The 25,815-nt window shown below is 72.1% G+C and carries 21 protein-coding genes; 12 read left to right on the top strand and 9 right to left on the bottom strand.

The window, feature by feature from the left end; all coding sequences use genetic code 11:
* Positions 1-186: 186 nt before the first annotated feature.
* The 3 genes from V5O46_RS12630 (at position 187) to V5O46_RS12620 (ending at position 2,788) form a co-directional block, all read left to right on the top strand.
* Positions 187-1,086 (top strand): NUDIX hydrolase, encoded by a 900-nt coding sequence (locus V5O46_RS12630; RefSeq protein WP_332884651.1) that lies wholly within the window; start codon positions 187-189, stop codon positions 1,084-1,086.
* On the top strand, positions 1,083-1,913 hold the full coding sequence (locus tag V5O46_RS12625; RefSeq protein ID WP_332884650.1) for an MBL fold metallo-hydrolase: 831 nt from the start codon (positions 1,083-1,085) through the stop codon (positions 1,911-1,913). Before V5O46_RS12630 ends, V5O46_RS12625 begins: the two co-directional genes overlap by 4 nt.
* Before the next feature lie 134 nt (positions 1,914-2,047).
* Positions 2,048-2,788, top strand: coding sequence for a hypothetical protein (locus V5O46_RS12620; protein ID WP_332884649.1), 741 nt, complete (start codon positions 2,048-2,050; stop codon positions 2,786-2,788).
* A 79-nt stretch (positions 2,789-2,867) separates the two neighbouring features.
* On the opposite strand, the gene V5O46_RS12615 is transcribed toward V5O46_RS12620, so the two are convergent.
* Positions 2,868-3,542 carry a Crp/Fnr family transcriptional regulator gene (locus V5O46_RS12615; RefSeq protein WP_332884648.1) on the bottom strand — a complete coding sequence of 225 codons (675 nt, stop codon included), beginning with the start codon at positions 3,540-3,542 and terminating at the stop codon, positions 2,868-2,870.
* Between the two features lie 317 nt (positions 3,543-3,859).
* Here V5O46_RS12615 and nth point away from each other — a divergent pair, with 317 nt between their 5' ends.
* From nth to V5O46_RS12600, 3 genes are all read left to right on the top strand, one after another.
* Complete coding sequence (gene nth, locus V5O46_RS12610; protein WP_332884647.1) at positions 3,860-4,963, top strand: endonuclease III; 1,104 nt, start codon at positions 3,860-3,862, stop codon at positions 4,961-4,963.
* Positions 4,964-5,015: 52 nt separating this feature from the next.
* On the top strand, positions 5,016-5,789 hold the full coding sequence (locus V5O46_RS12605; protein WP_332884646.1) for an NUDIX hydrolase: 774 nt from the start codon (positions 5,016-5,018) through the stop codon (positions 5,787-5,789).
* A gap of 96 nt (positions 5,790-5,885) precedes the next feature.
* Positions 5,886-7,085, top strand: a complete 1,200-nt coding sequence (locus V5O46_RS12600; protein ID WP_332884645.1) for a MarP family serine protease — start codon at positions 5,886-5,888, stop codon at positions 7,083-7,085.
* 181 nt (positions 7,086-7,266) lie between these two features.
* Here V5O46_RS12600 and V5O46_RS12595 read toward each other — a convergent pair whose 3' ends face one another.
* From V5O46_RS12595 to V5O46_RS12570, 6 genes are all read right to left on the bottom strand, one after another.
* A complete protein-coding gene (locus V5O46_RS12595) occupies positions 7,267-7,449 on the bottom strand; it encodes a hypothetical protein (protein WP_332884644.1) in 183 nt (60 codons plus the stop codon).
* A gap of 116 nt (positions 7,450-7,565) precedes the next feature.
* On the bottom strand, positions 7,566-8,576 hold the full coding sequence (locus tag V5O46_RS12590) for an alpha/beta fold hydrolase (protein WP_332884643.1): 1,011 nt from the start codon (positions 8,574-8,576) through the stop codon (positions 7,566-7,568).
* Positions 8,573-9,079: a phage holin family protein gene (locus V5O46_RS12585; protein ID WP_332884642.1), complete on the bottom strand. Its 507-nt coding sequence runs from the start codon at positions 9,077-9,079 to the stop codon at positions 8,573-8,575. Before V5O46_RS12585 ends, V5O46_RS12590 begins: the two co-directional genes overlap by 4 nt.
* A gap of 110 nt (positions 9,080-9,189) precedes the next feature.
* Positions 9,190-10,620 carry a Na+/H+ antiporter NhaA gene (nhaA, locus tag V5O46_RS12580; RefSeq protein ID WP_332884641.1) on the bottom strand — a complete coding sequence of 477 codons (1,431 nt, stop codon included), beginning with the start codon at positions 10,618-10,620 and terminating at the stop codon, positions 9,190-9,192.
* A 373-nt stretch (positions 10,621-10,993) separates the two neighbouring features.
* Entirely contained in the window at positions 10,994-12,949 is a 1,956-nt protein-coding gene (acs, locus tag V5O46_RS12575; RefSeq protein WP_332884640.1) for an acetate--CoA ligase, read from the bottom strand.
* A gap of 572 nt (positions 12,950-13,521) precedes the next feature.
* The gene (locus V5O46_RS12570) at positions 13,522-15,999 is read right to left on the bottom strand and encodes a bifunctional SulP family inorganic anion transporter/carbonic anhydrase (RefSeq protein ID WP_332884639.1); all 2,478 of its coding nucleotides are present in this window, start codon (positions 15,997-15,999) and stop codon (positions 13,522-13,524) included.
* Between the two features lie 393 nt (positions 16,000-16,392).
* Here V5O46_RS12570 and V5O46_RS12565 point away from each other — a divergent pair, with 393 nt between their 5' ends.
* The gene (locus tag V5O46_RS12565; RefSeq protein ID WP_332884638.1) at positions 16,393-17,664 is read left to right on the top strand and encodes a polysaccharide deacetylase family protein; all 1,272 of its coding nucleotides are present in this window, start codon (positions 16,393-16,395) and stop codon (positions 17,662-17,664) included.
* A 63-nt stretch (positions 17,665-17,727) separates the two neighbouring features.
* Here V5O46_RS12565 and V5O46_RS12560 read toward each other — a convergent pair whose 3' ends face one another.
* The gene (locus V5O46_RS12560) at positions 17,728-18,708 is read right to left on the bottom strand and encodes an ATP-binding protein (RefSeq protein WP_332884637.1); all 981 of its coding nucleotides are present in this window, start codon (positions 18,706-18,708) and stop codon (positions 17,728-17,730) included.
* A gap of 101 nt (positions 18,709-18,809) precedes the next feature.
* On the opposite strand from V5O46_RS12560, the gene V5O46_RS12555 reads away from it, so the two are divergent.
* Complete coding sequence (locus V5O46_RS12555; RefSeq protein ID WP_332884636.1) at positions 18,810-19,634, top strand: Fic family protein; 825 nt, start codon at positions 18,810-18,812, stop codon at positions 19,632-19,634.
* Between the two features lie 374 nt (positions 19,635-20,008).
* Here V5O46_RS12555 and V5O46_RS12550 read toward each other — a convergent pair whose 3' ends face one another.
* On the bottom strand, positions 20,009-20,842 hold the full coding sequence (locus V5O46_RS12550) for an HAD family hydrolase (protein ID WP_332884635.1): 834 nt from the start codon (positions 20,840-20,842) through the stop codon (positions 20,009-20,011).
* A gap of 550 nt (positions 20,843-21,392) precedes the next feature.
* Here V5O46_RS12550 and ssd point away from each other — a divergent pair.
* From ssd to V5O46_RS12530, 4 genes are all read left to right on the top strand, one after another.
* The gene (ssd, locus tag V5O46_RS12545; RefSeq protein WP_332884634.1) at positions 21,393-22,496 is read left to right on the top strand and encodes a septum site-determining protein Ssd; all 1,104 of its coding nucleotides are present in this window, start codon (positions 21,393-21,395) and stop codon (positions 22,494-22,496) included.
* Positions 22,497-22,709: 213 nt separating this feature from the next.
* On the top strand, positions 22,710-24,065 hold the full coding sequence (locus V5O46_RS12540) for a TadA family conjugal transfer-associated ATPase (RefSeq protein ID WP_332884766.1): 1,356 nt from the start codon (positions 22,710-22,712) through the stop codon (positions 24,063-24,065).
* Positions 24,046-24,933, top strand: coding sequence for a type II secretion system F family protein (locus V5O46_RS12535; RefSeq protein ID WP_332884633.1), 888 nt, complete (start codon positions 24,046-24,048; stop codon positions 24,931-24,933). Before V5O46_RS12540 ends, V5O46_RS12535 begins: the two co-directional genes overlap by 20 nt.
* Positions 24,930-25,745, top strand: a complete 816-nt coding sequence (locus V5O46_RS12530) for a type II secretion system F family protein (protein ID WP_332884632.1) — start codon at positions 24,930-24,932, stop codon at positions 25,743-25,745. Before V5O46_RS12535 ends, V5O46_RS12530 begins: the two co-directional genes overlap by 4 nt.
* Positions 25,746-25,815 lie beyond the last annotated feature (70 nt).

Below are 25,815 nucleotides of genomic sequence, written 5' to 3'. Positions count from 1 at the left end.
CCTGCCGCCCGCCGGGGGCGGGCCGGACGACCGCCCGTGGGCGGGCAACGAGCGGAGTGTGTGGGTGAGGCGGACACGGAGCGGAGGGATGGGGCGGCGGGCGGTACCGTCGGCGCCGTGCGCGGGCACAGTGCCGCGGCCCAGCGGCCACTCGAACATCCGCCCGTCACCCGATAGCCTCCGGCCATGGCGAATGGGCAGTGGTACCCACCGGAGTGGCCGGACCGCATCCGCGCGCTGGCGGCAGGCACCCTGAAGCCTGTCACCCCGAAGCGCGCGGCCACGGTCATGCTCCTGAAGGACACCGGCACCGGCCCCGCCGTCCACATGCTGCGCCGCCGCACCTCCATGGCGTTCGCCGGGGGCGCGTACGCCTATCCGGGCGGCGGCGTCGACCCGCGCGACGACGACCGGGACATCGGCTGGGCGGGCCCCACGCGCGCGTGGTGGGCCGATCGGCTCGGCGTCGACGAGAGCGGTGCCCAGGCGATCGTCTGCGCGGCCGTGCGGGAGACCTACGAGGAGTCGGGCGTCCTGCTCGCCGGCCCGACCGCCGGTTCGGTGGCCGGGGACACCACCGGCGACTCCTGGGAGGCCGACCGGGCCGCACTGGTCGCCCGTGAGCTGTCCTTCGCGGAGTTCCTGGACCGCAGGGGGCTGGTGCTCCGTTCCGACCTGCTGGGTGCCTGGGCCCGCTGGATCACCCCGGAGTTCGAGGCCCGCCGCTACGACACCTGGTTCTTCGTGGCCGCGCTCCCCGAGGGGCAGCGGACCCGCAACGCCTCCTCCGAGGCCGACCGCACGGTGTGGACCACCCCGGCCGAGGCGGCGGCCGGCTACGACCGGGGCGAGCTGCTGATGATGCCCCCGACCATCGCCACCCTGCGCGCGCTGAGCGTCTACGACACGGCGGCCGGGGCGCTGGCCGGAGCGCGGGGGCGGGACCTGACGCCCGTACTGGCCGAGGCCCGCCCGGCGGGCGGGGAGATCGTCCTGTCCTGGCCCGGGCACGACGAGTTCACCAGGCATGTGCCGGCCACCCCCGCCGCCCCGACCACCGACCCGACCGGGGGAGCCCCCGCATGACGGACGCACACACCCTGCCCGGCCAGCCGCGCGGCGCAGTCCTCACCGGACCCGCCACCGCGCGCGCGGTGAACGTGCTCGCGCCCAACCCGTCGGCGATGACCCTGGACGGGACGAACACCTGGATTCTCTCCGAGCCCGGCTCCGACCTTGCCGTCGTGGTGGACCCGGGCCCGCTGGACGAGAAGCATCTGCGGCACGTCGTCGACACGGCCGACCGGGCCGGCAAGCGCGTCGCCCTCACCCTGCTGACGCACGGACACCCCGACCACGCCGAGGGCGCCGCCCGCTTCGCCGAGCTGACCCGCACCGACGTACGGGCCCTGGACCCGGCGCTCCGGCTGGGGGACGAGGGGCTGGCCGCCGGGGACGTGGTCCGCACCGGCGGTCTGGAGCTGAGGGTCGTCCCCACCCCCGGCCACACCGCCGACTCCCTCTGCTTCCACCTCCCGGCCGACCGGGCCGTGCTGACCGGCGACACGATCCTGGGGCGCGGTACGACCGTCGTCGCCCACCCCGACGGCCGGCTCGGCGACTACCTGGACTCCCTGCGGCGCCTCAGGTCGCTCACGGTCGACGACGGTGTGCACACGGTGCTGCCGGGCCACGGCCCGGTCCTGGAGGACGCCCAGGGCGCCGTCGAGTACTACCTCGCCCACCGCGCCAACCGCCTCGCCCAGGTGGAGACGGCCGTGGAGGACGGATACCGCACCCCCGGCGAGGTCGTCGCCCATGTGTACGCGGACGTGGACCGCTCCCTGTGGCCGGCGGCGGAGCTGTCGGTGCGGGCACAGCTGGAGTACCTGGAGGGGCACGGGCTCATCTAAGCCCGTCCGGGAGGTCGTAGGGACGGCCCGGACACCTCCGGCCGTGGTCCGCACGCCCCTGGCGAAGACTGCAACCGCCGAGCGGATGCCACGCGTCCGGATCTCTGATCGGTGATCCGCCAGGAGGGGTGCAGATGTACGGAGACGACGGAGTCCCACGCCGGGCCCGGGTGGCCGCAGCCGCCGCCGGGGCGGTGATCTTCCTGACGGCCGGGTGCGGAGGGCCGTCCGCCGCACGGACGGACGGTGCGAAGGAGGCACCCGCGTCCGGGGCCCCGGTGCTGACCGAACCGCCCGAGGGCGCCACGACGGCCGAAGGTGCCACGACGGCGGGGAGCAGCGGCCCGCCGCCCGCCCCCGGCCTGGCCGCCTTCCGGGACGAGCCTTGCCCGGAGCTCACCGACGCCGACAGGGCCAGCGGCCACCGGATCACCGTCGCCGACAGCCGTCCGGACGGGGTGACCGTGCACCCGGGCGGACCACCGCAGACCGCCCTGGTCAAACTCTGCAGCACCGCGGACGAACCACTGGCCGGCATCGCGCTGTCGGCCCAGGTCGAGTGGAACTACGCGGGCGAACGGGCGCCGAAACTGACCGTGGAACGACGCGAGGCCCGCGGCGGAGTGTGGCGGCCGGTCGAACTCGTCGTGGCCACCGACTACCAGCCCCTGACCGGCGCCGACGGCGCGCGGGACCTGCCGGCCCGCGGCACCCGCATCGTGGAGTACCGGATCACCGCGGCCGAGGACGCCCCCACGGGCTCGGGGACGCTGATGATCCACGCGATCCGCGCCGACGCGGACCCGACGGACATGGCGGACCAGCGCGGGGGCGGCTCCGGCGGATTCCCGCTGAGCACCGCGCCCCGCCCGTGACCGGCCGGGCGGCACGACGTCGGAGCGGTGGGTGGCGGCGTCGGAGCGGAGCGGGCTGCCGGCCGGGCTGCCGGTGAGGTCAGCGCGAGCGCTTCGCCAGCCGCTCCACGTCCAGCAGGATCACCGCGCGGGCCTCGAGCCGGAGCCAGCCGCGCTGGGCGAAGTCGGCGAGGGCCTTGTTGACCGTCTCGCGGGAGGCACCGACCAGCTGGGCCAGCTCCTCCTGGGTCAGGTCGTGTACGACGTGGATGCCTTCCTCGGACTGCACGCCGAAGCGGCGGGAGAGGTCCAGCAGGGCTCGCGCGACACGGCCCGGCACATCCGAGAAGACCAGGTCGGACATGGCGTCGTTGGTCTTGCGCAGACGGCGGGCGACGGCGCGCAGCAGTGCCGTGGCCACCTCGGGCCGGGCGTTCAGCCAGGGCTGGAGGTCGCCGTGGCCGAGCCCGAGCAGCTTGACCTCGGTCAGCGCGGTGGCCGTCGCGGTGCGCGGGCCCGGGTCGAACAGCGACAGCTCGCCGATCAGTTCGCCGGGGCCGACGACGGCCAGCATGTTCTCGCGTCCGTCGGGGGAGGTGCGGTGCAGCTTGACCTTGCCCTCGGTGACCACGTAGAGGCGGTCACCCGGGTCCCCCTCGTGGAACAGCGAGTCTCCGCGGGCGAGCGTCACCTCACTCATGGAGGCGCGGAGCTCCGCGGCCTGCTCGTCGTCGATTGCCGCGAAGAGCGGGTTGCGCCGCAGAACGTCGTCCACGAGTTCTCTCCTTGTCGACCTGCTCAGGGGATCTTGATCCCCCGTCTATCAGGGCACCGTGGTGCCCATTTTGCCGGACGTTCCAAACAGTGTGATCTGTCACAAGGATGCCGCACACATGTCCCGGGGTACGCGGCAGGGGTCCAATTGGGCGCCGATCTTCGGGGTCCGGCGCGGATGTCGGTGGTGGGTCGTAGGCTGGCCGGGTGTCCAAATCGCCGGTGAGAGCGCAGGCCGAGGGGGCTGGACGGGTGGTTGCACATCGCGATTCCGCTGTGGGCGAACAAGGCCCCGATGGCGGTAAGGAAACGGCGAAAGTGACAAAAGGGACGGCTTCCGGGAAGAAGACCGCCGCCGGTAAGCCGACGGCGGCGAAGAAGGCAACGGCGGCGAGGAAGAAGACGGCCGCCGCCAAGAAGGCCGCGGTCACGAAGAAGGCGACCACCGCGGGCAGGACGGTGGCCGCGAGTAAGACGGCCGCCGCCGAGCAGACCACAGTCGCCAACAAGACCGCGGCGAAGAAGGCGACCACCGCCAAGAAGGCGACCACCGCCAAGATCAAGAAACCGGCCGTCGTCCCCAAGAAGGCCACCGCCGCCGTCAAGGGCGTCGCGCCCGCCAAGGCCGTGGCCGCGAGGTCGCCCCGCGACGAGTCCCGCACCGCTCTGGTCCGCCGTGCCCGCCGGATCAACCGCGAACTCGCCGAGGTCTACCCGTACGCCCACCCGGAGCTGGACTTCGGAAACCCCTTCCAGCTGCTGGTGGCCACGGTGCTGTCCGCGCAGACCACCGACCTGAGGGTCAACCAGACCACCCCGGCACTGTTCGCCAAGTACCCGACACCGCAGGACCTGGCCGCCGCCAACCCCGAGGAGGTCGAGGAGATCCTCCGTCCGTGCGGTTTCTTCCGGGCCAAGACCAGGTCGGTGATAGGGCTGTCCAAGGCCCTGTCGGACGAGTTCGGCGGCGAGGTCCCCGGCCGTCTCGACGACCTCGTCAGGCTGCCCGGCGTCGGCCGCAAGACCGCCTTCGTCGTCCTCGGCAACGCCTTCGGCCGCCCCGGCATCACCGTCGACACACACTTCCAGCGCCTGGTGCGCCGCTGGCAGTGGACGGAGGAGACCGACCCGGACAAGATCGAGGCCGCGATCGGCGGGCTCTTCCCGAAGAGTGACTGGACGGATCTCTCGCACCACGTCATCTGGCACGGCCGGCGCATCTGCCACGCCCGCAAGCCCGCCTGCGGCGCCTGCCCGATCGCCCCGCTCTGCCCGGCGTACGGCGAGGGCGAGACGGATCCGGAGAAGGCGAAGAAGCTGCTCAAATACGAGAAGGGCGGGCTGCCCGGCCAGCGGCTCGACCCGCCGCAGGCCTATCTGGACGCGGGCGGCAGACCGGCGCCGCCGCTGGGGGCCGGATGACGGAACGATCTCGGGGTCGCCGGGCGTTGGACTCGGCAGAGCGGGGGTGGCGATGACGCGTGCGAGTCATATTCAGGGCGTGGCGCTCGACAGGGAGGGCCTTCCGGGCTGGCTGGAGCCCGTCGTGCGGGCTGCGGAGACGGTCCAGCCCGGTCAGCTGAGCCGCTTTCTGCCGCCGGCCAACGGCGCCGGGCGGCAGTCCGCCGTCCTCATCCTGTTCGGCGGCGGAAGCCCCCGGGACGGCGCGAGCGGGGCTGTCGGCACCGGTGAAGCGGGCGGCGTGGGTGGCGCAGGCGAGGCGGCCCGCGGCGGCGGGCGCGGACCAGAGCTGCTTCTCATGGAGCGCGCCGGCTCTCTGCGCTCCCACGCCGGCCAGCCGTCGTTCCCCGGCGGCGCCCTCGACCCGGAGGACGGCGATCCGCAGGAGGACGGCCCGCTGCGGGCCGCGCTGCGCGAGGCCCAGGAGGAGACCGGGCTCGACCCGGCGGGCGTACAGCTCTTCGGGGTGCTGCCCCGGCTCTACATCCCGGTCAGCGGCTTTGTCGTCACCCCGGTGCTGGGCTGGTGGCGCGAGCCCAGTCCGGTCGGCGTCGTCGATCCCAACGAGACCGCCCGGGTCTTCACCGTCCCCGTGGCGGATCTCACGGACCCCGCCAACCGGGCCACAGCCGTCCACCCCAGCGGCCACACGGGTCCGGCATTCCTGGTCGAATCGGCCCTGGTGTGGGGGTTCACGGCCGGAGTCATCGACCGGTTGCTGCACTTCGCGGGCTGGGAGCGGCCCTGGGACCGGGGAAGAAAGGTCCCGCTGGACTGGCGCTCATGACAAGGTGGGCGCCGTGCCGTGTCTTTCGGGGGGCGGCTCACCGGCCCGTTGCGGCCGGGCCGAGGCGAGCGGATTGACGAGGCGAGGCTAGAAGCGGTGAACGTGCTGGACATCCTGTTGCTGGTCGCCGCCGTCTGGTTCGCGATCGTCGGTTACCGCCAGGGCTTCGTCGTCGGCATCCTGTCGGTGATCGGCTTCCTGGGCGGTGGCCTCGTCGCCGTCTACACCCTGCCCGTCGTCTGGGACGCCCTCACGGACAACGCGGAGGTGAGCACGACGGCCGCGGTCGTCGCGGTGGTCGTCGTCATAGTCTGCGCCTCCGTCGGCCAGGCGCTCACCACCCATCTGGGCAACAAGCTGCGCCGGTACATCACCTGGTCCCCCGCCCGCGCGCTGGACGCCACCGGCGGTGCGCTCGTCAATGTGGTGGCGATGCTGCTGGTCGCCTGGCTGCTCGGCTCCGCAGTGGCACAGACGACGATGCCGACGGTGGGCAAGGAGGTCCGCAACTCCAGGGTGCTGCTGGGGGTGCAGGAGGTGCTGCCGGACCAGGCCGACACCTGGTTCGACGACTTCACCTCCGTCCTCGCGCAGAACGGCTTCCCGCAGGTCTTCAGCCCGTTCTCCAGCGAGCCGATCAAGGAGGTGGAGCCCCCGGACCCGGCGCTCGCCGGCAGCGCGGTCGCCGCGCGCGCCCAGCGCTCCATCGTCAAGGTGATGGGGACCGCCACCGGATGCGGCAAGGTGCTGGAGGGCACCGGCTTCGTCTTCGCCCAGCGCCGTGTGATGACCAATGCCCATGTGGTGGGCGGTGTGGACGAACCCACCGTGCAGATCGGCGGTGAGGGGCGGAAGTACGACGCGACCGTCGTCCTCTACGACTGGGAGCGCGACATCGCCGTCCTCGACGTGCCAGATCTGCGGGCGCCCGCGCTGGAGTTCGCCACCGAGGACGCGGACACCGGGGACAGCGCGATCGTCGCGGGCTTCCCGGAGAACGGCGCGTACGACGTGCGCTCCGCGCGCGTGCGCGGTCGGATAACCGCCAACGGCCCGGACATCTACCACCGCGACACCGTACGCCGGGACGTCTACTCCCTGTACGCGACCGTCCGCCAGGGCAACTCGGGCGGCCCGCTGCTCACGCCCGACGGCCAGGTCTACGGGGTGGTCTTCGCCAAGTCCCTCGACGACGCGGAGACCGGCTACGCGCTCACCGCGGACGAGATCCAGGAGGACATCGCCAAGGGCCGCTCTGCGAACCAGCAGGTGGACAGCGACAGCTGTGCGCTCTAGACGGCGCCGGCCGAGTGTCGCCGGCAGCGGTGACCCCGTTGGTCTACGGGCACCAGTGACCCCGTTGGTCTACGGGCACCAGTGACCACGGTGTCCTGAAGGCAGCGGCAGCCGCGGTGTCCTGCAGGCTCCGCAAGGGCGCCCGCTGGGCCGAACGTGGGGGAGTGGGCCGGAAGCGGGGTCAGCCCCGCGGGTGACGCAGGCGTACGGAGACCCAGCGGGCCCGGCGGCGCAGAATGCGCGGAATGCCCACCCGGAGGTCCGTGCCCGACAGTTGCGGGGTGGTGCCTCGCTGATGGGGGCTCACACCGTTTGCGGTGCGGCGATTGCGTACTACGTCGTTGTAGTCGTGCGTCCAGCCCATACCCCGACGTGTGCCCCCGCCCGAAGGTCGATAACCGCTTCCGAGGCGGCCAATTGGCCTATGCGCCGGGCAAGTGGCCGTTCGTAGGACAACCGTTCCGGTCGGTCACCTGTCCGTCACCGGTCGGGCTCCGGGTCCTTCAGCCAGTTGATCAGCTCCGCGGAGAAGGCGACCGGGTCCTCCTCGTGCGGGAAGTGGCCGAGACCGTCGAACAGCCGCCAGCGGTACGGGGCCTCGACGTACTGCCCGGACCCGGCCGCGCTGCGGGTGCGCAGCACTGGGTCGAGCGAGCCGTGCAGATGCAGCGTCGGCACCCGTACGGGTCGCTTCATCCGCCGGTTGAACTGGATACCGTCGGGACGGGCGAGCGAGCGCACCAGCCAGCGGTAGGGCTCGATCGAGCAGTGCGCCGTGGACGGGATGCACATGGCGCGGCGGTACACCTCCACCGCCTCGTCCTCCGGTGGACGCGGGCCCGACCACTCCCGGATCAGCTCTCCCACCAGCGCGCCGTCGTCCGCGGTCAGCCGGCGTTCCGGGATCCACGGCCGCTGGAACCCCCAGATGTGGGATCCGGCGCGCGTCTGCTTGACGTCCGCGAGCATCGCCGAGCGCCAGCGCCGCGGATGGGGCATCGACGCCACCGCGAGCCGGCGTACGAGCTTGGGGCGCATCGCGGCGGCCGTCCAGGCGAGATAGCCGCCCAGGTCGTGGCCGAGGAGCGCGGCGTCCGGCTCGCCCAGGGAGCGGATCACCCCGGTGACGTCCAGGGCGAGCCCGGCCGGGTCGTAGCCGCGCGGGGTGCGGTCGCTGCCACCGACGCCCCGCAGATCCATGGCGACGGCGCGGAAGCCCGCGTCGGCGAGCGCCACCAGCTGGTGCCGCCAGGTCCACCAGAACTGCGGGAAGCCGTGCAACAGCAGCACCAGCGGCCCGTCGCCCAGCTCGGCGATGTGGAAGCGCGCACCGTTGGCGGCGACGTCCCGGTGCGTCACCTCGCGACCGCCGGGCACGTCGAGACGTACGACCGAGGCGGGTTGCGTCGAGGCGGATTGCCCCGAAGGGGACTGCCCCGCGGAAGAAGGCCCTGGGAAGGGTTGCCCCGATGGGGTGGAGGAGCCCGTCATGAGGACGAGCGTGCCACAGCCTCGACGGCTTCGGGCGCGCGGTCCCGCGGCAGCTCCACGAGCTCCGGCCGCTCCGGTCGCGGGTGCGGCTTGGCCTTCTGCAGCACGCCCGCCGTCTCCTTCACCGAGGCGGCGACCTTCTGCGGACCGTGGCTCTGCTTGGCCTTCTTCAGGAAGATGAAGCCGATCAGTGCGAGGAGGCCGGCGACCAGGACGTTCGCCGCGAAGGACAGCAGGAAGCAGACCGCGAGGTTCCAGCCGCTCCAGGTGCGGATGCCGTAGGCCAGGGCGAAATTCAGCATCGGCAGGGAGAACAGCAGCAGCACCGCGCCCACCAGGAACGCCGCGCTGCCGGTCACCCCGCGCTTGACGTCCTGCTTGAGCTGGGCCTTTGCCAGCGCGATCTCATCGTGCACCAGTTCCGACATCTCGGCCGTCGCCGAGGCGAACAGCTGGCCGATGCTGCGTTCGGTGCCGACCGGGCTGCCGTCGGGTGCGCTCATCGCGGTCTCCCTCTTCTGCTGGCTTGTCTGCGTACGGTTCGGTGCGGTTCCGTGCCGGGCCGGCCTCCGCCTGCCGTGCACGGTTCCGTCATTTGTACCGTCTCGTCAGATCATGCCGGACCGTTGTCGTCCTCGCCCGCCGCGCCGGGCACTTCGGCAAGTCCGTGCCGCTCCTGGGTCTTCTCCTGGGCCAGCCGCCGGTGCTCGGCGGCCTTGCGCTCGTGGATCGCGGCCATCCTCAGGTGGTACGCCGGGTCGTCCTCCTCGTAGACGTCGGGTATCCCGCTGAGGTCCTCGTCGCGCTCCTCGTCCTCGATCATCTTGCGGTACTTGGCGTTCCGTATCTTCAGCAGCACCGTCGCCAGGACCGCCGCGATCAGGGAGCCGGTCAGGACGGAGGCCTTGATCTCCTCGGTCATCGTCGCGTCGCCCTCGAACGCCAGCTCGCCGATGAGCAGCGACACGGTGAAGCCGATTCCGGCCAGGGTGGCCACCGCGAACACATCGCCCCAGGCCAGATCGTCGCTGAGCGAGGCCTTGGTGAAGCGGGCCGTCAGCCAGGTGCCGCCGAAGATGCCGAAGGTCTTGCCGAGGACCAGTCCGAGCACCACGCCGAGCGTCTCGGGCTTGGTGAAGACGTCGGCAAGCGCTCCGCCTCCGACCGCGACACCCGCGCTGAACAGCGCGAACAGCGGAACGGCGAAGCCCGCTGAGATGGGGCGCACCAGGTGCTCGATGTGCTCGCCGGGGGAGTGCTCCTCGTCGTCGTGGCGGTGGCAGCGCAGCATCAGGCCCATCGCGACACCGGCGATCGTGGCGTGGATGCCGCTGTTGTACATCAGCCCCCAGATCGTCAGGGCGAGCGGGATGTAGATGTACCAGCCCCGAACGCCCTTGCGCAGCAGGAACCAGAAGAGGGCCAGACCGGCGATCGCGCCGCCGAGTGCGGCGAAGTTGAGGGTGTCGGTGAAGAAGGCCGCGATGATCAGGATCGCGAAGAGGTCGTCGACGACGGCCAGTGTCAGCAGGAAGGCGCGCAGGGCGCTGGGCAGTGATGTGCCGATGACCGCAAGCACGGCCAGCGCGAAGGCGATGTCGGTGGCGGTGGGCACCGCCCAGCCCGCCAGCGAGCCGCCCCCGGAGGCGGCCGTGACGGTGTAGACGAGCGCCGGTACGGCCATACCGCACAGCGCGGCGACCACGGGCAGCGCGGCGGCCTTGGGATCGCGCAGGTCACCGGCGACCAGTTCGCGCTTGAGCTCGATGCCGGCGACGAAGAAGAAGATCGCCAGGAGTCCGTCGGCGGCCCAGTGGGCTATGGACAGGTCCAGGCCGATGGCCTTGGGCCCGATGTGGAAGTGGCTGACACTCTCGTAGCTGTCGTGGAGTGCCGGTACATTGGTCCAAACCAGCGCGATGACCGCGGCCACCAGCAGCAGGACACCGCCGACCGTCTCGGTGCGCAGCGCCTCGGCGACGAAGTTGCGCTCGGGCAGCGACAGGCGTCCGAAAGCCTTGCGGGTGGTGCGGGGCTCGGTCACGAGGGAGACCTCCGGTCGATGGGCAGCACGAATTCCATGCCGACCAGACTTCCCGGCGCACCATGAGGTTCTTGTTGTGTCTTTGACGCGTTCCTTAGCTTACCTAATGTGCGGGCAGGTAGTCGGATGATCTTCCCGGGGTTCGGCCGAGCCCGACCCTAACTCATCCCGAACCCGATCCGGGCCCCGCTGCGGATGGTCCCGGGACGGGGCGCGGCCCCGGACGTGGGGCTGGCCCGTGCCTGGTCCGGACTGTTTCCGGGGCTGGTCCAGACTTGTTCTGCGGCTGATCCCGGTTACTGGTTCCGGGGCTGGTTCCGGGCGTGGCGAAGGGCACCCTGCGAGTGTCCGCCGGGTGCCCTTCGGCCGGAGGTCAGTCCTCGCTCGGCGCCGCCGGAAGCTTGGCCTGGATGAAGTCCATGACCGTCGAGTCGGTCAGTGTGGTGACGTCGCCGAGCTGCCGGTTCTCCGCCACATCGCGCAGCAGCCGTCGCATGATCTTGCCGGAGCGGGTCTTCGGCAGCTCCGCCACCGGAAGGATCCGCTTGGGCTTGGCGATCGGGCCGAGCGTGGCACCGACGTGGTTGCGCAGTTCGCCGACCAGGTCCTCGCTCTCCGCCGCCGTGCCGCGCAGGATCACGAAGGCGACGATCGCCTGTCCGGTCGTCTCGTCCGCCGCGCCCACCACGGCCGCCTCGGCGACCGAGGGGTGGGAGACCAGGGCGGACTCGACCTCCGTTGTGGAGATGTTGTGCCCGGAGACCAGCATCACGTCGTCGACCCGGCCGAGCAGCCAGATGTCGCCGTCGTCGTCCTTCTTGGCGCCGTCCCCGGCGAAGTACCTGCCCTCGAACCGCGACCAGTAGGTGTCGATGAACCGCTGGTCGTCGCCCCAGATGGTGCGAAGCATCGACGGCCACGGCTCGGTGAGGACCAGATAGCCGCCACCGCCGTCGGGCACCTCGCGGGCCTCGTCGTCGACGACGGTCGCGGAGATGCCGGGCAGCGGGCGCTGCGCAGAGCCGGGCTTGGTCTCGGTCACCCCCGGCAGCGGAGTGATCATCATTGCGCCGGTCTCGGTCTGCCACCAGGTGTCGACGACGGGCGTGGTGTCCGCGCCGATGTTCTTGCGGTACCAGACCCAGGCCTCCGGGTTGATCGGCTCGCCGACCGAGCCGAGGACCCGCAGCGAGGACAGGTCGAACTTGGCGGGGATGTCGTCGCCCCACTTCATGAACGTCCGGATCGCGGTCGGCGCGGTGTAGAGGATCGAGACCCTGTACTTCTGCACGATCTCCCAGAACCGGCCCTGGTGCGGGGTGTCCGGGGTGCCCTCGTACATCACCTGCGTGGCACCGTTGGCCAGCGGCCCGTACACGATGTAGGAGTGCCCGGTGACCCAGCCGACGTCGGCGGTGCACCAGTACACGTCGGTCTCCGGCTTGAGGTCGAAGACCGCCCAGTGGGTGTAGGCCGCCTGGGTGAGGTAGCCGCCGGAGGTGTGCAGGATGCCCTTCGGCTTCCCCGTCGTACCGGACGTGTACAGGATGAACAGCGGGTGCTCCGCCTCGAACGCCTCCGGGGCGTGCTCGGCCGGCTGGCGGTCGACGAGGTCGTGCCACCACTGGTCGCGCGTGTCGTTCCAGGCGACGTCCTGGCCGGTGCGGCGGACCACGAGCACGTGCTCGACGCCGGTCGCGCGCTCGACCGCCTCGTCGACGGCCGGCTTGAGCGCGGACGGCTTGCCGCGCCGGTACCCGCCGTCGGCGGTGATGACGACCTTGGCGTCGGCGTCCTGGATACGGGTCGCGAGCGCGTCCGAGGAGAACCCGCCGAACACGACCGAGTGCGCTGCGCCGATCCGGGCGCAGGCCAGCATCGCGACCGCGGTCTCCGGGATCATCGGCATGTAGACGGCGACCCGGTCGCCCTTGCGCACGCCCAGCTCCAGCAGGGCGTTGGCGGCCTTGCTCACCTCGTCCTTGAGCTGGGCGTAGGTGAGGGAGCGGCTGTCGCCGGGCTCGCCCTCGAAGTGGATGGCGACCCGGTCGCCGTGGCCCGCCTCCACATGCCGGTCCACGCAGTTGTAGGTGACGTTGAGCGTGCCGTCCTTGAACCACTTGGCGAACGGCGGGTCCGACCAGTCGAGCGTCTCGGTCGGCTCCTTCGCCCAGGTGAGCCGGCGGGCCTGCTCGGCCCAGAAGCCGAGCCTGTCAGCCTTGGCCTGTTCGTACGCCTCTGCCGTGACGTTGGCGTTCGCGGCCAGGTCAGCGGGCGGCGCGAAGCGTCGCTCCTCCTTGAGGAGGTTGGCCAGGCTCTCGTTGCTCACGACATCTCCCTTTCTCGGGGTGTCCGTTGTGTCCCAGGCCACAGCTCATCAGACCGGGTGGCCCCATGACAAGGGCCGACGGCGGATTGGTGTAGACCTGTTTGGCTCGGGTGGGGTCGGGTTGAGTCGGGTGGAGTCGGGTCGGGGACGGGGTGGGGGCGGGTCCGATGGCCCGGCACCACTGCGGTCATCCGTACCCACGGACGCCGGGCAGCACGAGTTCAGCCTTGCCGGGGACAGATCCGCGCGGCCGACCGGGCCGGGGCGAGTGGCCTGGTCCGTCACCTCGGGCGGTCGGCATGCTGAGCCGGGCGGTCGGCTCAGGCGGGTCGGGAGGCTGAGGCGGGGCAGCCGGCTCAGGCGGGTCGGTTGGCCCCGGCTGGGAAGCCCGCTCAGCCGGGCCGGTCGGCTGAGGCGGGTCGGGAGGCTGAGGCGGGGTAGCCGCCGGCTCAGGCGGGTCGGTTGGCCCCGGCGGGTTGGCCGGCCTCGTCGGCGCTGCCGGGGCCGGCCAGGACTGCCGGGACCATCGGGACCACCGGTGTTTTCCGCGGCGCCGACCCGACCGGGGTCATCTACTCGGTCGGGGCCGGCTCGGCCGACTCCGTAGCGCTGCTCGGGCTCCCCGCCGTCCTGGATTCCCCGGTCTCCCCGGATTCCCCGGATCCCCCGGTCTCTCTGGATTCCCCGGATCCCCCGGTCTCCCCGGATTCCCAGGGTTCCTCGCCCTCCCGGACCACCGTGAACACCCCGTCACCCTCCATCCCGGTGAGCAGATAGGCCTGTGCCTCGCCCACGTGGAAGTACATCCCGTGCAGCTCCAGCTCGCCCGCGCGCAGGGCCCGGGCCACGGCGTCGTGGGCGCGCAGGTGCTCCAGCTGCTGGACCACGTTGGTCAGGCACAGCTGCTCCACGGCGTCGGCGGGCCGGCGCCCGGCCAGCCGGGCCCAGGAGCCGTCGTCGACGGTCAGCCGCTCCAGGCTGGGCAGCGCATGCCGCAGCCACCGCTTGAGCGGCGTCCGCGCACCGGAGGGATCGGCGCTGAGCAGCGCCTGCATGGCTCCGCACCCCGAGTGCCCGCACACCGTGATGGACCGCACCTTCAGCACATCCACGGCGTACTCGATCGCGGCGGCGACCGAGTCGTCGCCGCTCTCCTCACCGGGCATCGGCACCAGATTGCCGACGTTGCGCACCACGAAGAGGTCGCCCGGACCACTGGAGGTGATCATCGAGGTGACCAGCCGGGAATCCGCACAGGTCAGGAAGAGCTGCGAGGGCCGCTGCCCCTCGCGGGCCAGCCGGGACAGCTCCCCGCGCACCAGCGGGGCGGTGTTGCGCTGGAACGCGCTGATGCCGCGTGCCAGTTCCTGCCCGCTGGCCGCCCGCACCGCGGTCGGCATGGCGTCGGACGGGGGCGGCGCGGACCGGGGGCGCTCGCACTGGTGGTTGCGCCATGCCGTCCAGGGGCGGCAGCGGCAGCTTCCGGATGTGTCGGGCTCGGAGAGACGGGTGCCGGGACGACGTCCGGTGATCTCAACGGAGCCGCCCTGCACGGTGTGCGTCTTCTGCCAGTCCTGCAACGTCTCGAACGCGGCGTGGTCCATGAACGACCCGTCCAGCTCCACGACGGTGTCCGCCCCCTGGGGCACGAGATGCAGGACCCGGCTGAGCCGCGGCACCGCGAGGAACGTCAACTGGCCTCGTACGTGTACGTGATGGACTCCTTCCCTCTCGTCGTGGGTGATGCGGGTGCGGGTCAGGCGGTGCAGGGCGACCCCGACGGCGACGGCGACACCCAGGGCGACGCCCTCCAGGACGCCGAAGAACACCACGCCTGCGGTGGTGACCGCGTACACCAGCACCTCACGGTGGCGGGTCACCGTGCGAATGTGGTGCAGCGACACCATCTGGATGCCGACGGCCATGACCAGGGCGGCGAGCGAGGCGAGCGGGATGAGCTCGAGGGCCGGGACCATCAGCAGCGTGGCGACTACTACCAGAACGCCGTGCAGCATCGTGGAGTTCCGGCTCACGGCACCCGCGTTCACATTCGCCGTGCTGCGCACGGCCACCCCGGCGATGGGCAGCCCGCCGAGGGAACCGGAGGCGATGTTCGCGGCGCCCTGACCCAGCAGTTCACGGTCGAGGTCGGAGCGTCCGACGCGGCCGGGCAGGTCGGTCCGGGCGGCGACCAGTTTGTCCACGGCGACGGCGCCGAGCAGGGACTGCACGCTGCACACCAGCGTGATGGTGAGGACGGCGGCGACCAGTCCGAGCACCGGCCCGTCGGGCAGTGCGGCCAGGGCGTGGCTGCTCCAGGAGGGCAGGTCGACCTTGGGCAGCCGCAGCCCGACGACGGCGGCCACCGCGGTGGATCCGGCGACGGCGACCAGCGCGGCCGGGACCTTGCGGAGCACGTCTCCTGTCCGGCCGGGCAGCCGGGGCCAGAGCAGCAGCAGGGCCAGAGTGAGCGCGCTCACCGACACGGCGGCCGGTCGCAGATCGGCCAACTGGGCGGGCAGCGCGCGCAGATTGTCGGGGACGGAGCTCTGCGGGGTGCCGCCGAGGACGATGTGCAACTGGGCGACGGCGATGGTGACACCGATCCCGGCGAGCATGCCGTGCACGATGGCGGGGCTGACGGCCAGTGCGGTACGCGCCACGCGCAGGCAGCCCAGGCCGAGCTGGGCGATGCCCGCGAGGACGGTGATGGCACAGGTGGCCCGCCATCCGTACTGCTGGATGAGGTCGGCGGTGACCACCGTGAGACCGGCGGCGGGCCCGCTGACCTGGAGCGGGCAGCCGCCGAGCCGGCCGGCGACGATCCCGCCCACGGCGGCGGCGACCAGACCGGCCTGGAGGGGGGCGCCGGTGGCGAGGGCGATGCCCAGGGACAGGGGCAGTGCGATCAGGAAGACAGCGATCGAGGCCGACACATCGGCCCCCGCGACGCGGAAGCGGCGGGGACCGCGGCGCGGTGGCCTGTGCGGTGGGTCGACGTGATGGGCCGGGGCGGTGTCGTCGGCACGGGTGGGGACGCAGGCGGACATGTTTCCCGTCTCCTCCGGGGCTGCGCGGTCGCGGTCGTGGGGGTCGCCCGGCGTGGGGGCGGTCGCGGCCGTGGGTCACGGCGTACAGCGGCGGGATGCAGCGGCGTGAGACGACTCGCTCATGAGGGCGACAGGACGAGTCGCTCATGAATGCGATGCGCTGACCACGCTCAGTAAATGGATCGTAATGCAGAGTAAAGGGCGGGCATAGATTATCCCTGCAAATGGCCTAACGCTCTGCTCAAACGAGTGAAGGAGTTATTTCATCGGCTTGTCGTACTAATTCCTTCTCGGACCCGTGCGAACTTGGCGGCGCTGACGGCCCTCCCGGCACAGCACCCGACATCGCCCTCGACAGCGTTGGCCCGAGAGAAGGAAGAAGGTGGGCGGAAGATGGCCGCCACCCACAGGATCGCCGCGGGCACCGCGATCGCCGCGGTCTGCGCCGCATCGCTCGCCGGCTGCGGAATCGGCACGGAGGATTCCGGGGCGAGTGCGCACGGCTCGCAGCGAGCGAAGGAGGCCCCGGCGCCTCGGAGTGCCGTGCGGCTGATCGGAGACGGTTCCACCGCGTACACCGGGGCGCAGCCCCGTCTGCCGAAGCCCGAACGTCTCGAGCCGGGGCAGAAGCCCCCGCAGTTCGTGGTGTTCTCCTGGGACGGTGCAGGAGAGGACAGCCAGAAGCTGTTCTCACACTTCCGTCGGGTGGCCGAGGAGAACGACGCCACCATGACGTACTTCCTCAGCGGCGTGTATCTGCTGCCGGAGGAGAAACGGGATCTGTACCGCCCGCCGCAGCACTCGCCGGGCAGGTCCGACATCGGCTTCAACGACGCGCAAGGCATCGCCGACACCGTCGAGCAGCTGCGTCTGGCGTGGCTGGAGGGCAACGAGATCGGCACGCACTTCAACGGCCACTTCTGCGGCGAGGGCGGCGGGGTCGGCGAGTGGTCGGTGGCGGAGTGGAAGGACGAGATCACTCAGGCCAAGCGCTTCGTGAAGACCTGGAAGACCAACACCGGGACGAAGAACGCGGCGCCGCTGCCCTTCGACTACGAGAAGGAGCTGATCGGCGCCCGCACCCCGTGTCTGGAGGGCCAGGAGAACTTCATGAGGGCTGCCGCCGACATGGGATTCCGCTATGACAGCAGCGGCGTCAACGACCAGGTCTGGCCGAAGAAGAAGCACGGCCTGTGGGACGTGTCGATGCAGCTGGTCCCGTTCCCCGGGCACAGCTACGAACAGCTCACCATGGACTACAACTTCATGGTGGGCCAGTCGGGGACCACCACCCAGGGAGACCCGGCCAAGCACGCCCTCTGGGGCGACCAGATGCGCGACGGGCTGCTCCAGGGCTTCTACCGCGCCTACGACGGCAACCGCGCGCCCCTGATCATCGGCAACCACTTCGAGTCCTGGAACGGCGGCACGTACATGCGCGCCGTCGAGGAGGTCATCGAAGGGGTGTGCACCAAGGACGACGTGCGCTGTGTCTCCTTCCGGCAGCTCGTGGACTGGCTGGACGCCCAGGACCCCAAGACGCTGAAGAAGCTGCGCACGCTCAAGGTCGGCGAGGCCCCTGAGCGGGGCTGGGCGTCGTTCCTGTCGGCCGGGCCGGCTCCGGCGCCCAAGGGCGTGCCCGGGGCTCCGGCCGCCAAGGGTTAGCCGGCACCGGGTCAGCGCCGGGGCCGGGTCAGCGCCGGTGCCGGGCCGGCCCGGCACCGGCCGTCACGCGGGTGTGACCACGCCCTCGCCGAGGACGAATCCGGGGTCGACCTGAGCCGCCAGGTCGGCCCCGGTGCGTTCGTTGCCCCAGCTCTGGGCGTTCCTCAGGTGGAAGTGCACCATCTGGCGCGTGTAACGCTCCCAGTCCCGCAGGCCGTACGTCACATCGGCGGCCGTCCGCAGCAGGCGCAGCGCCCGCCGGTTGGCGTCCTCCAGCAGCGCGAACCGGGGCGGGCGGCCCTTCTCCATGGCGCGTACCCAGTCCGAGTGCCCGACGGTCACGAGCAGGTCCTCGCCGATCTCGGAGCGGAGGAAGTCGAGATCGTCGGGCCCCTGCACCTTGTTGCCGACCACCTTCAGGGTGACGCCGAAGTCGTGGGCGTACTCCTTGTACTGGCGATAGACGGACACTCCCTTACGGGTCGGCTCGGCCACGAGGAACGTGATGTCGAATCGGGTGAACATGCCGGAGGCGAACGAGTCCGAACCCGCCGTCATGTCGACCACGACGTACTCGTCACGCCCGTCCACCAGGTGGTTGAGGTACAGCTCCACCGCTCCCGTCTTGGAGTGGTAGCAGGCGACTCCCAGGTCGGCGTCCGTGAAGGGCCCGGTGACCATCAAACGGACCGCGCCGTCGTCGAGTTCCACCTGCCGGGCGCAGGCGTCGTAGACGGGGTTGTCCTCGCACACCCGCAGCAGCCGCGAGCCCTCCCCGGGCGGCGTGGTCTTGATCATCGTCTCGGTGGAGGCGATGCGCGGGTTGTCGCCGCGTAGATAGTCCTTGATCAGCGGCAGGTGCTCGCCCATCGCGGGGAGCCCGGCGGCCTCCTGCTCGTCGAGCCCGAGTGCGGCGCCCAGGTGCTGGTTGATGTCGGCATCGACGGCCAGCGCGGGTGCACCGGTGGCGGCGAGATGGCGGACGAACAGGGAGGACAGGGTGGTCTTGCCGCTGCCGCCCTTCCCGACGAAAGCAATTTTCATGTTCACCAAGCGTAGTGACGGCATAGCCGTGTGTGGCGCACGGGCGTGAAGAAGACCACTCCTTCGTGGGGCGGGGCTGCCCGGTGCGTAGGGTCGTACCCATGAGTACGACAGGTGCGACCGCCGATCCGCTCGCGGCCCTGGGCGCACTGCCCGGCGTGGCCGAGTCCGTGGAGTCCGTGCGCAAGGCCGTGGACCGGGTCTACGGGCACCGGGTCATGCGCCGCCGCAGCAACGAGATCACCTCCGAGGCGGCGCTGCGCGGCGCCCGCGGCTCGGCGGCGCTGTCCGGCGCCGACTGGGCTCTGGAGGAGGTGCGGCGGCGCTCCGACTTCAGCGGTGACGACGAGGCACGCGCGATCGGCGCGGCCCTGCGGCTGACCGCGGAGGCCGGGCAACTGCTCTCGATCTGGCGGCAGTCGCCCCTCCGGGTGCTCGCCCGGCTGCACCTGGTGTCCGCGGCGGGCCGGGCCGACGAGATCGGGCGTCCGCGGCGGGCCGGGGAGCAGGTCGACGAGCCGCTGGTGGAACTCCCGCTGCCGAACGCCGAGGAGGCGCACGGCCGGCTCGACGGCCTGGCCGAGCTGATCCTCGCGGGCAGTTCGGCTCCGGCGCTGGTGACGGCGGCCGTGGTGCACGGCGAACTGCTGGCGCTGCGCCCCTTCGCCTCCCACAACGGCCTGGTCGCGCGCGCGGCCGAACGGATCGTGCTGGTCGGCAGTGGACTCGACCCGAAGTCCGTCTGCCCGGCGGAGGCCGGCCACGCGGAACTGGGCAGGGCCGCCTATCTGGCCGCCCTGGACGGCTATGTCTCCGGCACTCCCGAAGGCATGACGGCCTGGATCGCCCACTGCGGCAAAGCGGTCGCCCTGGGTGCGCGGGAGTCGACGGCGGTGTGCGAGGCGCTGCAGCGCGGGGCGGCATAGCGGCTCGGCAGCCCACGGAGTGGCGCGGCGGCAGCGCAGCAGAATGCGGCGGTACGAGAACTCGTACCGCCGCTGGCATGCGCACCGGGTTACCAAGCGTCCTCGGATATATGCCCATCAGGTCGGGTTGCTTTGCCCGTCACCTGGTGCGGCTGGCCCGTAATCGACGGGTCGACGTCGCGTGGGTGCCCAATGTCCATGCTCGGTCCGTGGGGCCAATGTGCGTACTTAAGGTGATCCTCTCGGATGTCCTTGGTCTCGCGGGCCGTTGACTCCTTTGTACTCCAGGGTCAGGGCCAGCGGAAGTCCTGCCCATACTTCTTTACTTTTGGGTTCAAACAGTGCAATCGTGATGAATCATTGATCACTGCAGGTCAGGCAGTTGTGGCTCGGCGGCGGCCGGCGTACCAGACGAGCCCCGCGGTGGCCGCCGCGGCGCCTATCGCGGCGGCGGCGATCAGCGCCGGACGCGCCGGAACCGAGAACGTCGGGATCCGCTGCTTGAGCCGGACCGGCCGGTGGAAGTCGAGAACCGGCCACTCGCGCGCGTGAGCCTCGCGGCGCAGTGCACGGTCCGCGTTCACGGCGTGCGGGTGGCCCACGGACTCCAGCATCGGCAGATCGGTCACCGAGTCGCTGTAGGCGTAGCAGCGGGCCAGGTCGTACCCCTCGGACGCGGCCAGCTCGCGGATCGCCTCCGCCTTGGTCGGGCCGTACGCGTAGTACTCCACCTCTCCGGTGAAGCAGCCGTCGTCGCCCACGACCATGCGGGTGGCGACCACGCGGTCCGCGCCGAGCAGTTCGCCGATCGGCTCCACGACCTCGGCGCCGGACGTGGAGACGATCACGACGTCGCGGCCGGCGGTGTGGTGCTCCTCGATGAGGGAGGCGGCCTCGTCGTAGATGATCGGGTCGATCAGGTCGTGCAGCGTCTCGGCGACGAGGTCCTTGACCTGCTGGACGTTCCAGCCGCGGCACAGTGCGGACAGGTATGTGCGCATCCGCTCCATCTGGTCGTGGTCGGCGCCGCCCACGAGGAAGACGAACTGGATGTATGCGGTCCGCAGGACGGCCCTGCGGTTGATCAGGCCGCCTTGGTAGAAGGACTTGCTGAACGTCAGCGTGCTCGACTTCGCAATGACCGTCTTGTCCAGATCAAAGAAGGCCGCTGTGCGGGGCAACGAGTGGTTTTCCACGCCCCGAAGCATAGGCGCAGCCCATTCGGCGTAAGGTGGGGCGCGTGGGTTTGCCTGAGAGGGCTCTCGGGTACACCATGGAAGTCACGGATCGTTCGCGACCGTGCTAACCCGGTCCGACTCCTCCCCCCCCCGAGTCGGCCGTGGAGACGACCCCCGCTCTCCCCCCCGGCGGGGGTCGTCGCATGTCCGGGCGGGTTCTTCTCGGTTCTGCGCTGCTTGTGCCCCGGTCCCGGAAGTCCGGGAGACGGCTCGCTCCCTGCCCATGATCGCTGACTGTGCGTAGCCGTCGGACTGCACTGCGGAAGTCGTACACGGGTGGGGTGCGGCTCACCGGTATGGGTGACGGCGATATTCACAATCACCGAGTTGTCCACAGTTTTCGACCAAGATCCACACGATTTTCCGGATCACTGCACCGTGATTCCCACGCGTCCCGGCCGCGCCGAAGTTCCGGGGCGGTTCCGTTTGTCGGACGCGTATGGCCGGTTTTGGTCGGCCGTTCATATGGAGACCGGTTGCCGGTTCTTCACACGAGACACCGCCGAGGGGGATGCAGTCCATGACCGGAACCGTCACACCCGACCCACCGCCCGCCGCGGGAGGCAGGCCGGCCGCACCGCTGATCGTCACCGAGGACGTCGATCTCCTCGACGACCTGCTGCGGCTCTGCGCGGCGGCGGGGGCCACACCCGAGGTGTGCTCCTCGCTGCCCGAACGCCGGGGCGGTTGGGAGGCCGCACCGCTCGTCCTGGTCGGCGACGACGCCGTGCACCGCGTGCGCGGGGCGACCCGCAGACGAGGCGTGGTGCTGGTCGGCCGGGACCAGGACGACTCCGGGATCTGGCAACGGGCCGTCGAGATCGGCGCCGACCACGTCCTGATGCTGCCCGACGGCGAGCAGTGGCTGGTCGACCGGATCGCCGACGTCGCCGAGGGCGTCGGCCGGCCCGCCCTCACCGTCGGCGTCATCGGAGGCCGGGGCGGCGCCGGTGCCTCCACACTGGCCTGCGCGCTCGCCGTCACCTCCGCCCGCGAAGGGCTGCGCACCCTGCTGGTGGACGCCGATCCACTCGGCGGCGGACTCGACGTGGTCCTCGGCGGCGAGACGACCGACGGACTGCGGTGGCCGGCGTTCGCCGCCTCCCGTGGGCGGGTCGGGGGCGGAGCGCTGGAGGAGTCGCTGCCCGAGCTGCACTCGCTGCGGGTGCTCAGCTGGGACCGCGGCGACTGCGTCGCCGTGCCGCCGCAGGCCGTCCGCGCGGTGCTCGCCGCGGCCCGGCGACGGGGCGGCACGGTCGTCGTCGACCTGCCGCGCCGGATCGACGACGGGGTCGCCGAGATCCTCTCCCAGCTCGATGTCGGCCTTCTCGTGGTCCCCGGCGAACTGCGGGCCGTCGCGGCGGCCGGCCGGGTGGCGTCCGCCGTCGGCATGGTCCTGCGGGATCTGCGGATCGCCGCACGCGGGCCGTACGCACCCGGACTCGACGACCGTGAGACGGCCCGGCTGCTCGGACTGCCTCTGGCCGGTGAGGTCCCGGTCGAATCCGGACTGCTCCGGGCGACCGAGGCCGAACAGCCCCCGGCCGCGACCGGGCGCGGACCACTGGCCCGCTTCTGCCGGGAGTTCTGGGAGCGGGCGCTGGTGGAGTCGGGGGTGCGGTGAGGTGCCGGAGCGGTGGTGGACGCGGGAGGCGATGGCGGCGGGGACGCGGCCGATGGCGGCGGGGGCGGCAGTGACGGCGGCCGGGGCACGGCCGGCGCCGGCGGGGACGTGGTTCGGGAGCGGGGAGCGAGGTGGTCGGCGGTGAGCGCCGAAGCGGTCGAAGGGGCCGGGGGCCGGGCGGGCCACGCGGGCCATGCGGTGATCCCGGCCGGGATGCTCGACGGTGTGCGGCGGTGGCTTGCCGAGAGCGGGGCGGAGCCGACGCCGGCGCGCGTGGCACAGGCGCTGCGTGAGCAGGGGCGGGTGCTGGGGGATGCCGAGATCCTCGGTGCCGCCCGGCAGTTGCGCTCCGAGCTGGTGGGCAGCGGCCCGCTGGAACCCTTGCTGGCCGACCCCTCGGTGACCGACGTACTGGTGTCGGCTCCGGACCGGGTCTGGGTGGACCGCGGCGGCGGCCTGAGGCTGACGTCGGTGTCGTTCGCGGACGCGGAGGCGGTACGGCGACTGGCGCAGCGCCTCGCCGCGGTGGCCGGGCGCCGCCTCGACGACGCCCGGCCCTGGGTGGACGCCCGGCTGCCCGACGGCACACGGCTGCACGCCGTGCTGCCGCCCGTCGCGGTCGGCTGTACATGTCTGTCGCTGCGGGTGGTCCGGCCGCGCGCCTTCACCCTCGGCGAACTGGTCGCGGCGGGCACGGTGCCGCCGGGCGGTGACCGGGTACTGCGGGCGCTGGTGCGGGCACGGCTGTCGTTCCTCGTCAGCGGCGGCACCGGCAGCGGCAAGACGACCCTGCTGAGTGCGCTGCTCGGGGCGGTCGGCCCGGGGGAGCGGATCGTGCTCGCCGAGGACTCCGCGGAGTTGCGGCCGGATCACCCGCATGTCGTGCGGCTGGAGGCCAGACCCGCCAACCAGGAGGGGGCCGGCCTGGTGACCCTGGAGGACCTGGTGCGGCAGGCGCTGCGGATGCGGCCGGACCGGCTGGTCGTCGGCGAGGTACGGGGGCTTGAGGTAGTCGATCTTCTCGCAGCCCTCAACACCGGCCACGAGGGCGGCTGCGGGACGGTGCACGCCAATGCCGCCGCGGATGTGCCCGCCCGGCTGGAAGCGCTCGGCACGGCCGCCGGACTCGACCGGGCCGCCCTGCACAGTCAGTTGGCGGCGGCGCTGTCGGTGGTGGTGCATCTGGTGCGGGACCGGGTGGGACGCCGCCGGATCGCCGAGGTCCATGTGCTCCAGCGGGACCCGTCAGGGCTGGTGCACACGGTTCCGGCGCTGCGCTGGGGCGCGGAGGCGTTCGTCGCCGAGCACGGCTGGGAGCGGCTGCGGGCGCTGCTGCGGAGCGGCTGTGCGGGGCGGGACGAGGCGGTAGGTGCCCTGGAGGAACCGGGCGGAGCGGAGGAGGAAGTGAGAGGCACGAGGCGTGCGGGTGCCGGGGCGGAGCCGACGGCGGGGCGGGCCATGCAGAGGCGATCGGCGATGAGCACGGGGACAGGCGACGAGCACGGAGCCGGGCGTGAACACGGACCGGCGACGAGCATGGAGGTGCTGGATGACAGGGACGACGCATGAGCTGGCGGGGGAGCTGTCGGTCGGCGCGGCCGTGGCGTGCCTCGGGGCGGCGGCATGGCTGACCGGAGGCCGGTACTCCGGGGCGCGGCGGGTGCGGCTGCTGTTCGCGGGCGGTGGGACGGTGGGCACCGGTCCGCCGACGGTCCGCTGGACGGCGGACGTCCTGCGGTGGATGCGCGGGCGGCTGCTGCCCGAGTGGTGGTCGCTGGCAGGCGGTCTGGTGCTGGCTCTGCTGGCCGCTTCGGTGGTGCCGGTCGTCGCGGGGGCGGTCGGGGTGCCGGTGCTGCGGCGGGTACGGCTGGCCGCGCGGGCGCGTCGGGAGCGGGAGCGCCGCCGGGACGCGGTGATCGCGCTGTGCTCGGAGCTCGCGGGGGAGGTGCGGGCGGGACGGCAGCCGGGGGAGGCGCTGGTGTGGGCCGCGCGGGAGTCCGACGGGCTCGGTGAAGTCCGGGCCACGGTGCTGGCGGCGGCCCGGTTCGCCGGTGACGTGCCCGGCGCGTTTGCGGCGGCGGCCCGGGAGCCGGGGGCGGAGGGCCTGCGTGGCCTCGCGGCCTGCTGGCGGGTGGCCGTCGACCAGGGTGCGGGTCTCGCGGACGGCCTCGACCGGCTGGAGGGCGCGCTGCGCGCCGAGCGGGACCAACGGCTGGACCTCCGTGCCCAGTTGGCCGGCGCTCGGGCCACGGCGGTGATGCTCGCCGGCCTGCCGGCCCTGGGGCTCCTCCTCGGTGTCGCCATGGGAGCCGATCCGCTGCACGTGCTCCTGCACACCGGGGCGGGGCTGGGCTGTCTGCTGGCCGGCGGGGTGCTGGAGGCGCTGGGGCTGTGGTGGGCGATGCGGATCGTGCGCGGAGCGGAGGCGACCGCATGAACGGCGACGCCGTCCACAGCCTGGGGGTGGTCGCGGGACCGGTCCTGGGGGCCGCGCTGGGCGCCTGGTGGGCCGCGCGGTGGCTGCAGGCCGCGCGCAGCGGGCGCAGAGTACGGCGGCGGCTCGCCGACCTGCTCGGTTCGGCACGGGTGAGTGCCGCACCGCGTGTCGACATGCGGCGCGCCGTGCGCGGCTCGCTTCCCCCGCTGGGCACGGTGTGCGCGGTGTGGGTGCTGGTCGGCGGCGGCAGCGGGGTCGTGGCGGGCGTGGTCGTCGCCATGGTGCTCCGGCACCTGCGACTGCGCCGCGCGTCCGGCGGAGCGAAGGCGGCTGCCACGCCGGCAGCGGGCGCCGACGGTGCCGCAGCAGCCCGCCAACTGCCGCTGGCGGCGGATCTGCTGGCGGCCTGCATCGCGGCGGGAGCGAGCCCGGTGGTCGCGGCCAGGGCCGTGGGCGACGCCCTCGGCGGCCCTGTCGGCGAGGCGCTGGCGCACGGCGCGGCCGAGGTGCGGCTCGGAGGTGAACCGGGCGGGGCCTGGCGCACCCTGGCCGCTCTCCCCGGAGCCGCGGGGCTGGCGCGGCTGCTGGAACGGGCCGATGTCTCGGGGCTGCCCGCCGCCGGACCGGTCGGGCGGCTCGCGGCGCAGGCCCGGGCCGACCGGGCTCGCGCCACGACGGAGAGGGCGCGGCGCGCGGCCGTCGTGGTCACCGCGCCGGTGGGGCTGTGCTTCCTCCCCGCGTTCATCGCCGTCGGCGTGCTGCCCGTGGTGATCGGCCTGGCGGGCGGGGCGTTGGGCGGGGGTGGTCGATAGCAGACGGTTCGTCGGACCGGACGAGAAGCAGTGAGCAGTCGAGCAGGCAAGCAACGGAACCGATCCTTAC

The sequence above is a fragment of the Streptomyces poriticola genome, assembly GCF_036689765.1.
Taxonomy (GTDB): Bacteria; Actinomycetota; Actinomycetes; order Streptomycetales; family Streptomycetaceae; genus Streptomyces; species Streptomyces poriticola.
This window is presented reverse-complemented; position numbering and strand designations above follow the sequence as displayed.

Coding starts and splice junctions, on each gene's coding strand:
- V5O46_RS12630 (WP_332884651.1), top strand. CDS start 187: ATGGCGAATGGGCAGTGGTACCCACCGGAGTGGCCGGACCGCATCCGC.
- V5O46_RS12625 (WP_332884650.1), top strand. CDS start 1,083: ATGACGGACGCACACACCCTGCCCGGCCAGCCGCGCGGCGCAGTCCTC.
- V5O46_RS12620 (WP_332884649.1), top strand. CDS start 2,048: ATGTACGGAGACGACGGAGTCCCACGCCGGGCCCGGGTGGCCGCAGCC.
- V5O46_RS12605 (WP_332884646.1), top strand. CDS start 5,016: ATGACGCGTGCGAGTCATATTCAGGGCGTGGCGCTCGACAGGGAGGGC.
- V5O46_RS12595 (WP_332884644.1), bottom strand. CDS start 7,449: ATGGGCTGGACGCACGACTACAACGACGTAGTACGCAATCGCCGCACC.
- V5O46_RS12590 (WP_332884643.1), bottom strand. CDS start 8,576: ATGACGGGCTCCTCCACCCCATCGGGGCAACCCTTCCCAGGGCCTTCT.
- V5O46_RS12585 (WP_332884642.1), bottom strand. CDS start 9,079: ATGAGCGCACCCGACGGCAGCCCGGTCGGCACCGAACGCAGCATCGGC.
- V5O46_RS12570 (WP_332884639.1), bottom strand. CDS start 15,999: ATGTCCGCCTGCGTCCCCACCCGTGCCGACGACACCGCCCCGGCCCAT.
- V5O46_RS12565 (WP_332884638.1), top strand. CDS start 16,393: ATGGCCGCCACCCACAGGATCGCCGCGGGCACCGCGATCGCCGCGGTC.
- V5O46_RS12560 (WP_332884637.1), bottom strand. CDS start 18,708: ATGAAAATTGCTTTCGTCGGGAAGGGCGGCAGCGGCAAGACCACCCTG.
- V5O46_RS12555 (WP_332884636.1), top strand. CDS start 18,810: ATGAGTACGACAGGTGCGACCGCCGATCCGCTCGCGGCCCTGGGCGCA.
- V5O46_RS12550 (WP_332884635.1), bottom strand. CDS start 20,842: ATGCTTCGGGGCGTGGAAAACCACTCGTTGCCCCGCACAGCGGCCTTC.
- ssd (WP_332884634.1), top strand. CDS start 21,393: ATGACCGGAACCGTCACACCCGACCCACCGCCCGCCGCGGGAGGCAGG.
- V5O46_RS12540 (WP_332884766.1), top strand. CDS start 22,710: ATGCTCGACGGTGTGCGGCGGTGGCTTGCCGAGAGCGGGGCGGAGCCG.
- V5O46_RS12535 (WP_332884633.1), top strand. CDS start 24,046: ATGACAGGGACGACGCATGAGCTGGCGGGGGAGCTGTCGGTCGGCGCG.
- V5O46_RS12530 (WP_332884632.1), top strand. CDS start 24,930: ATGAACGGCGACGCCGTCCACAGCCTGGGGGTGGTCGCGGGACCGGTC.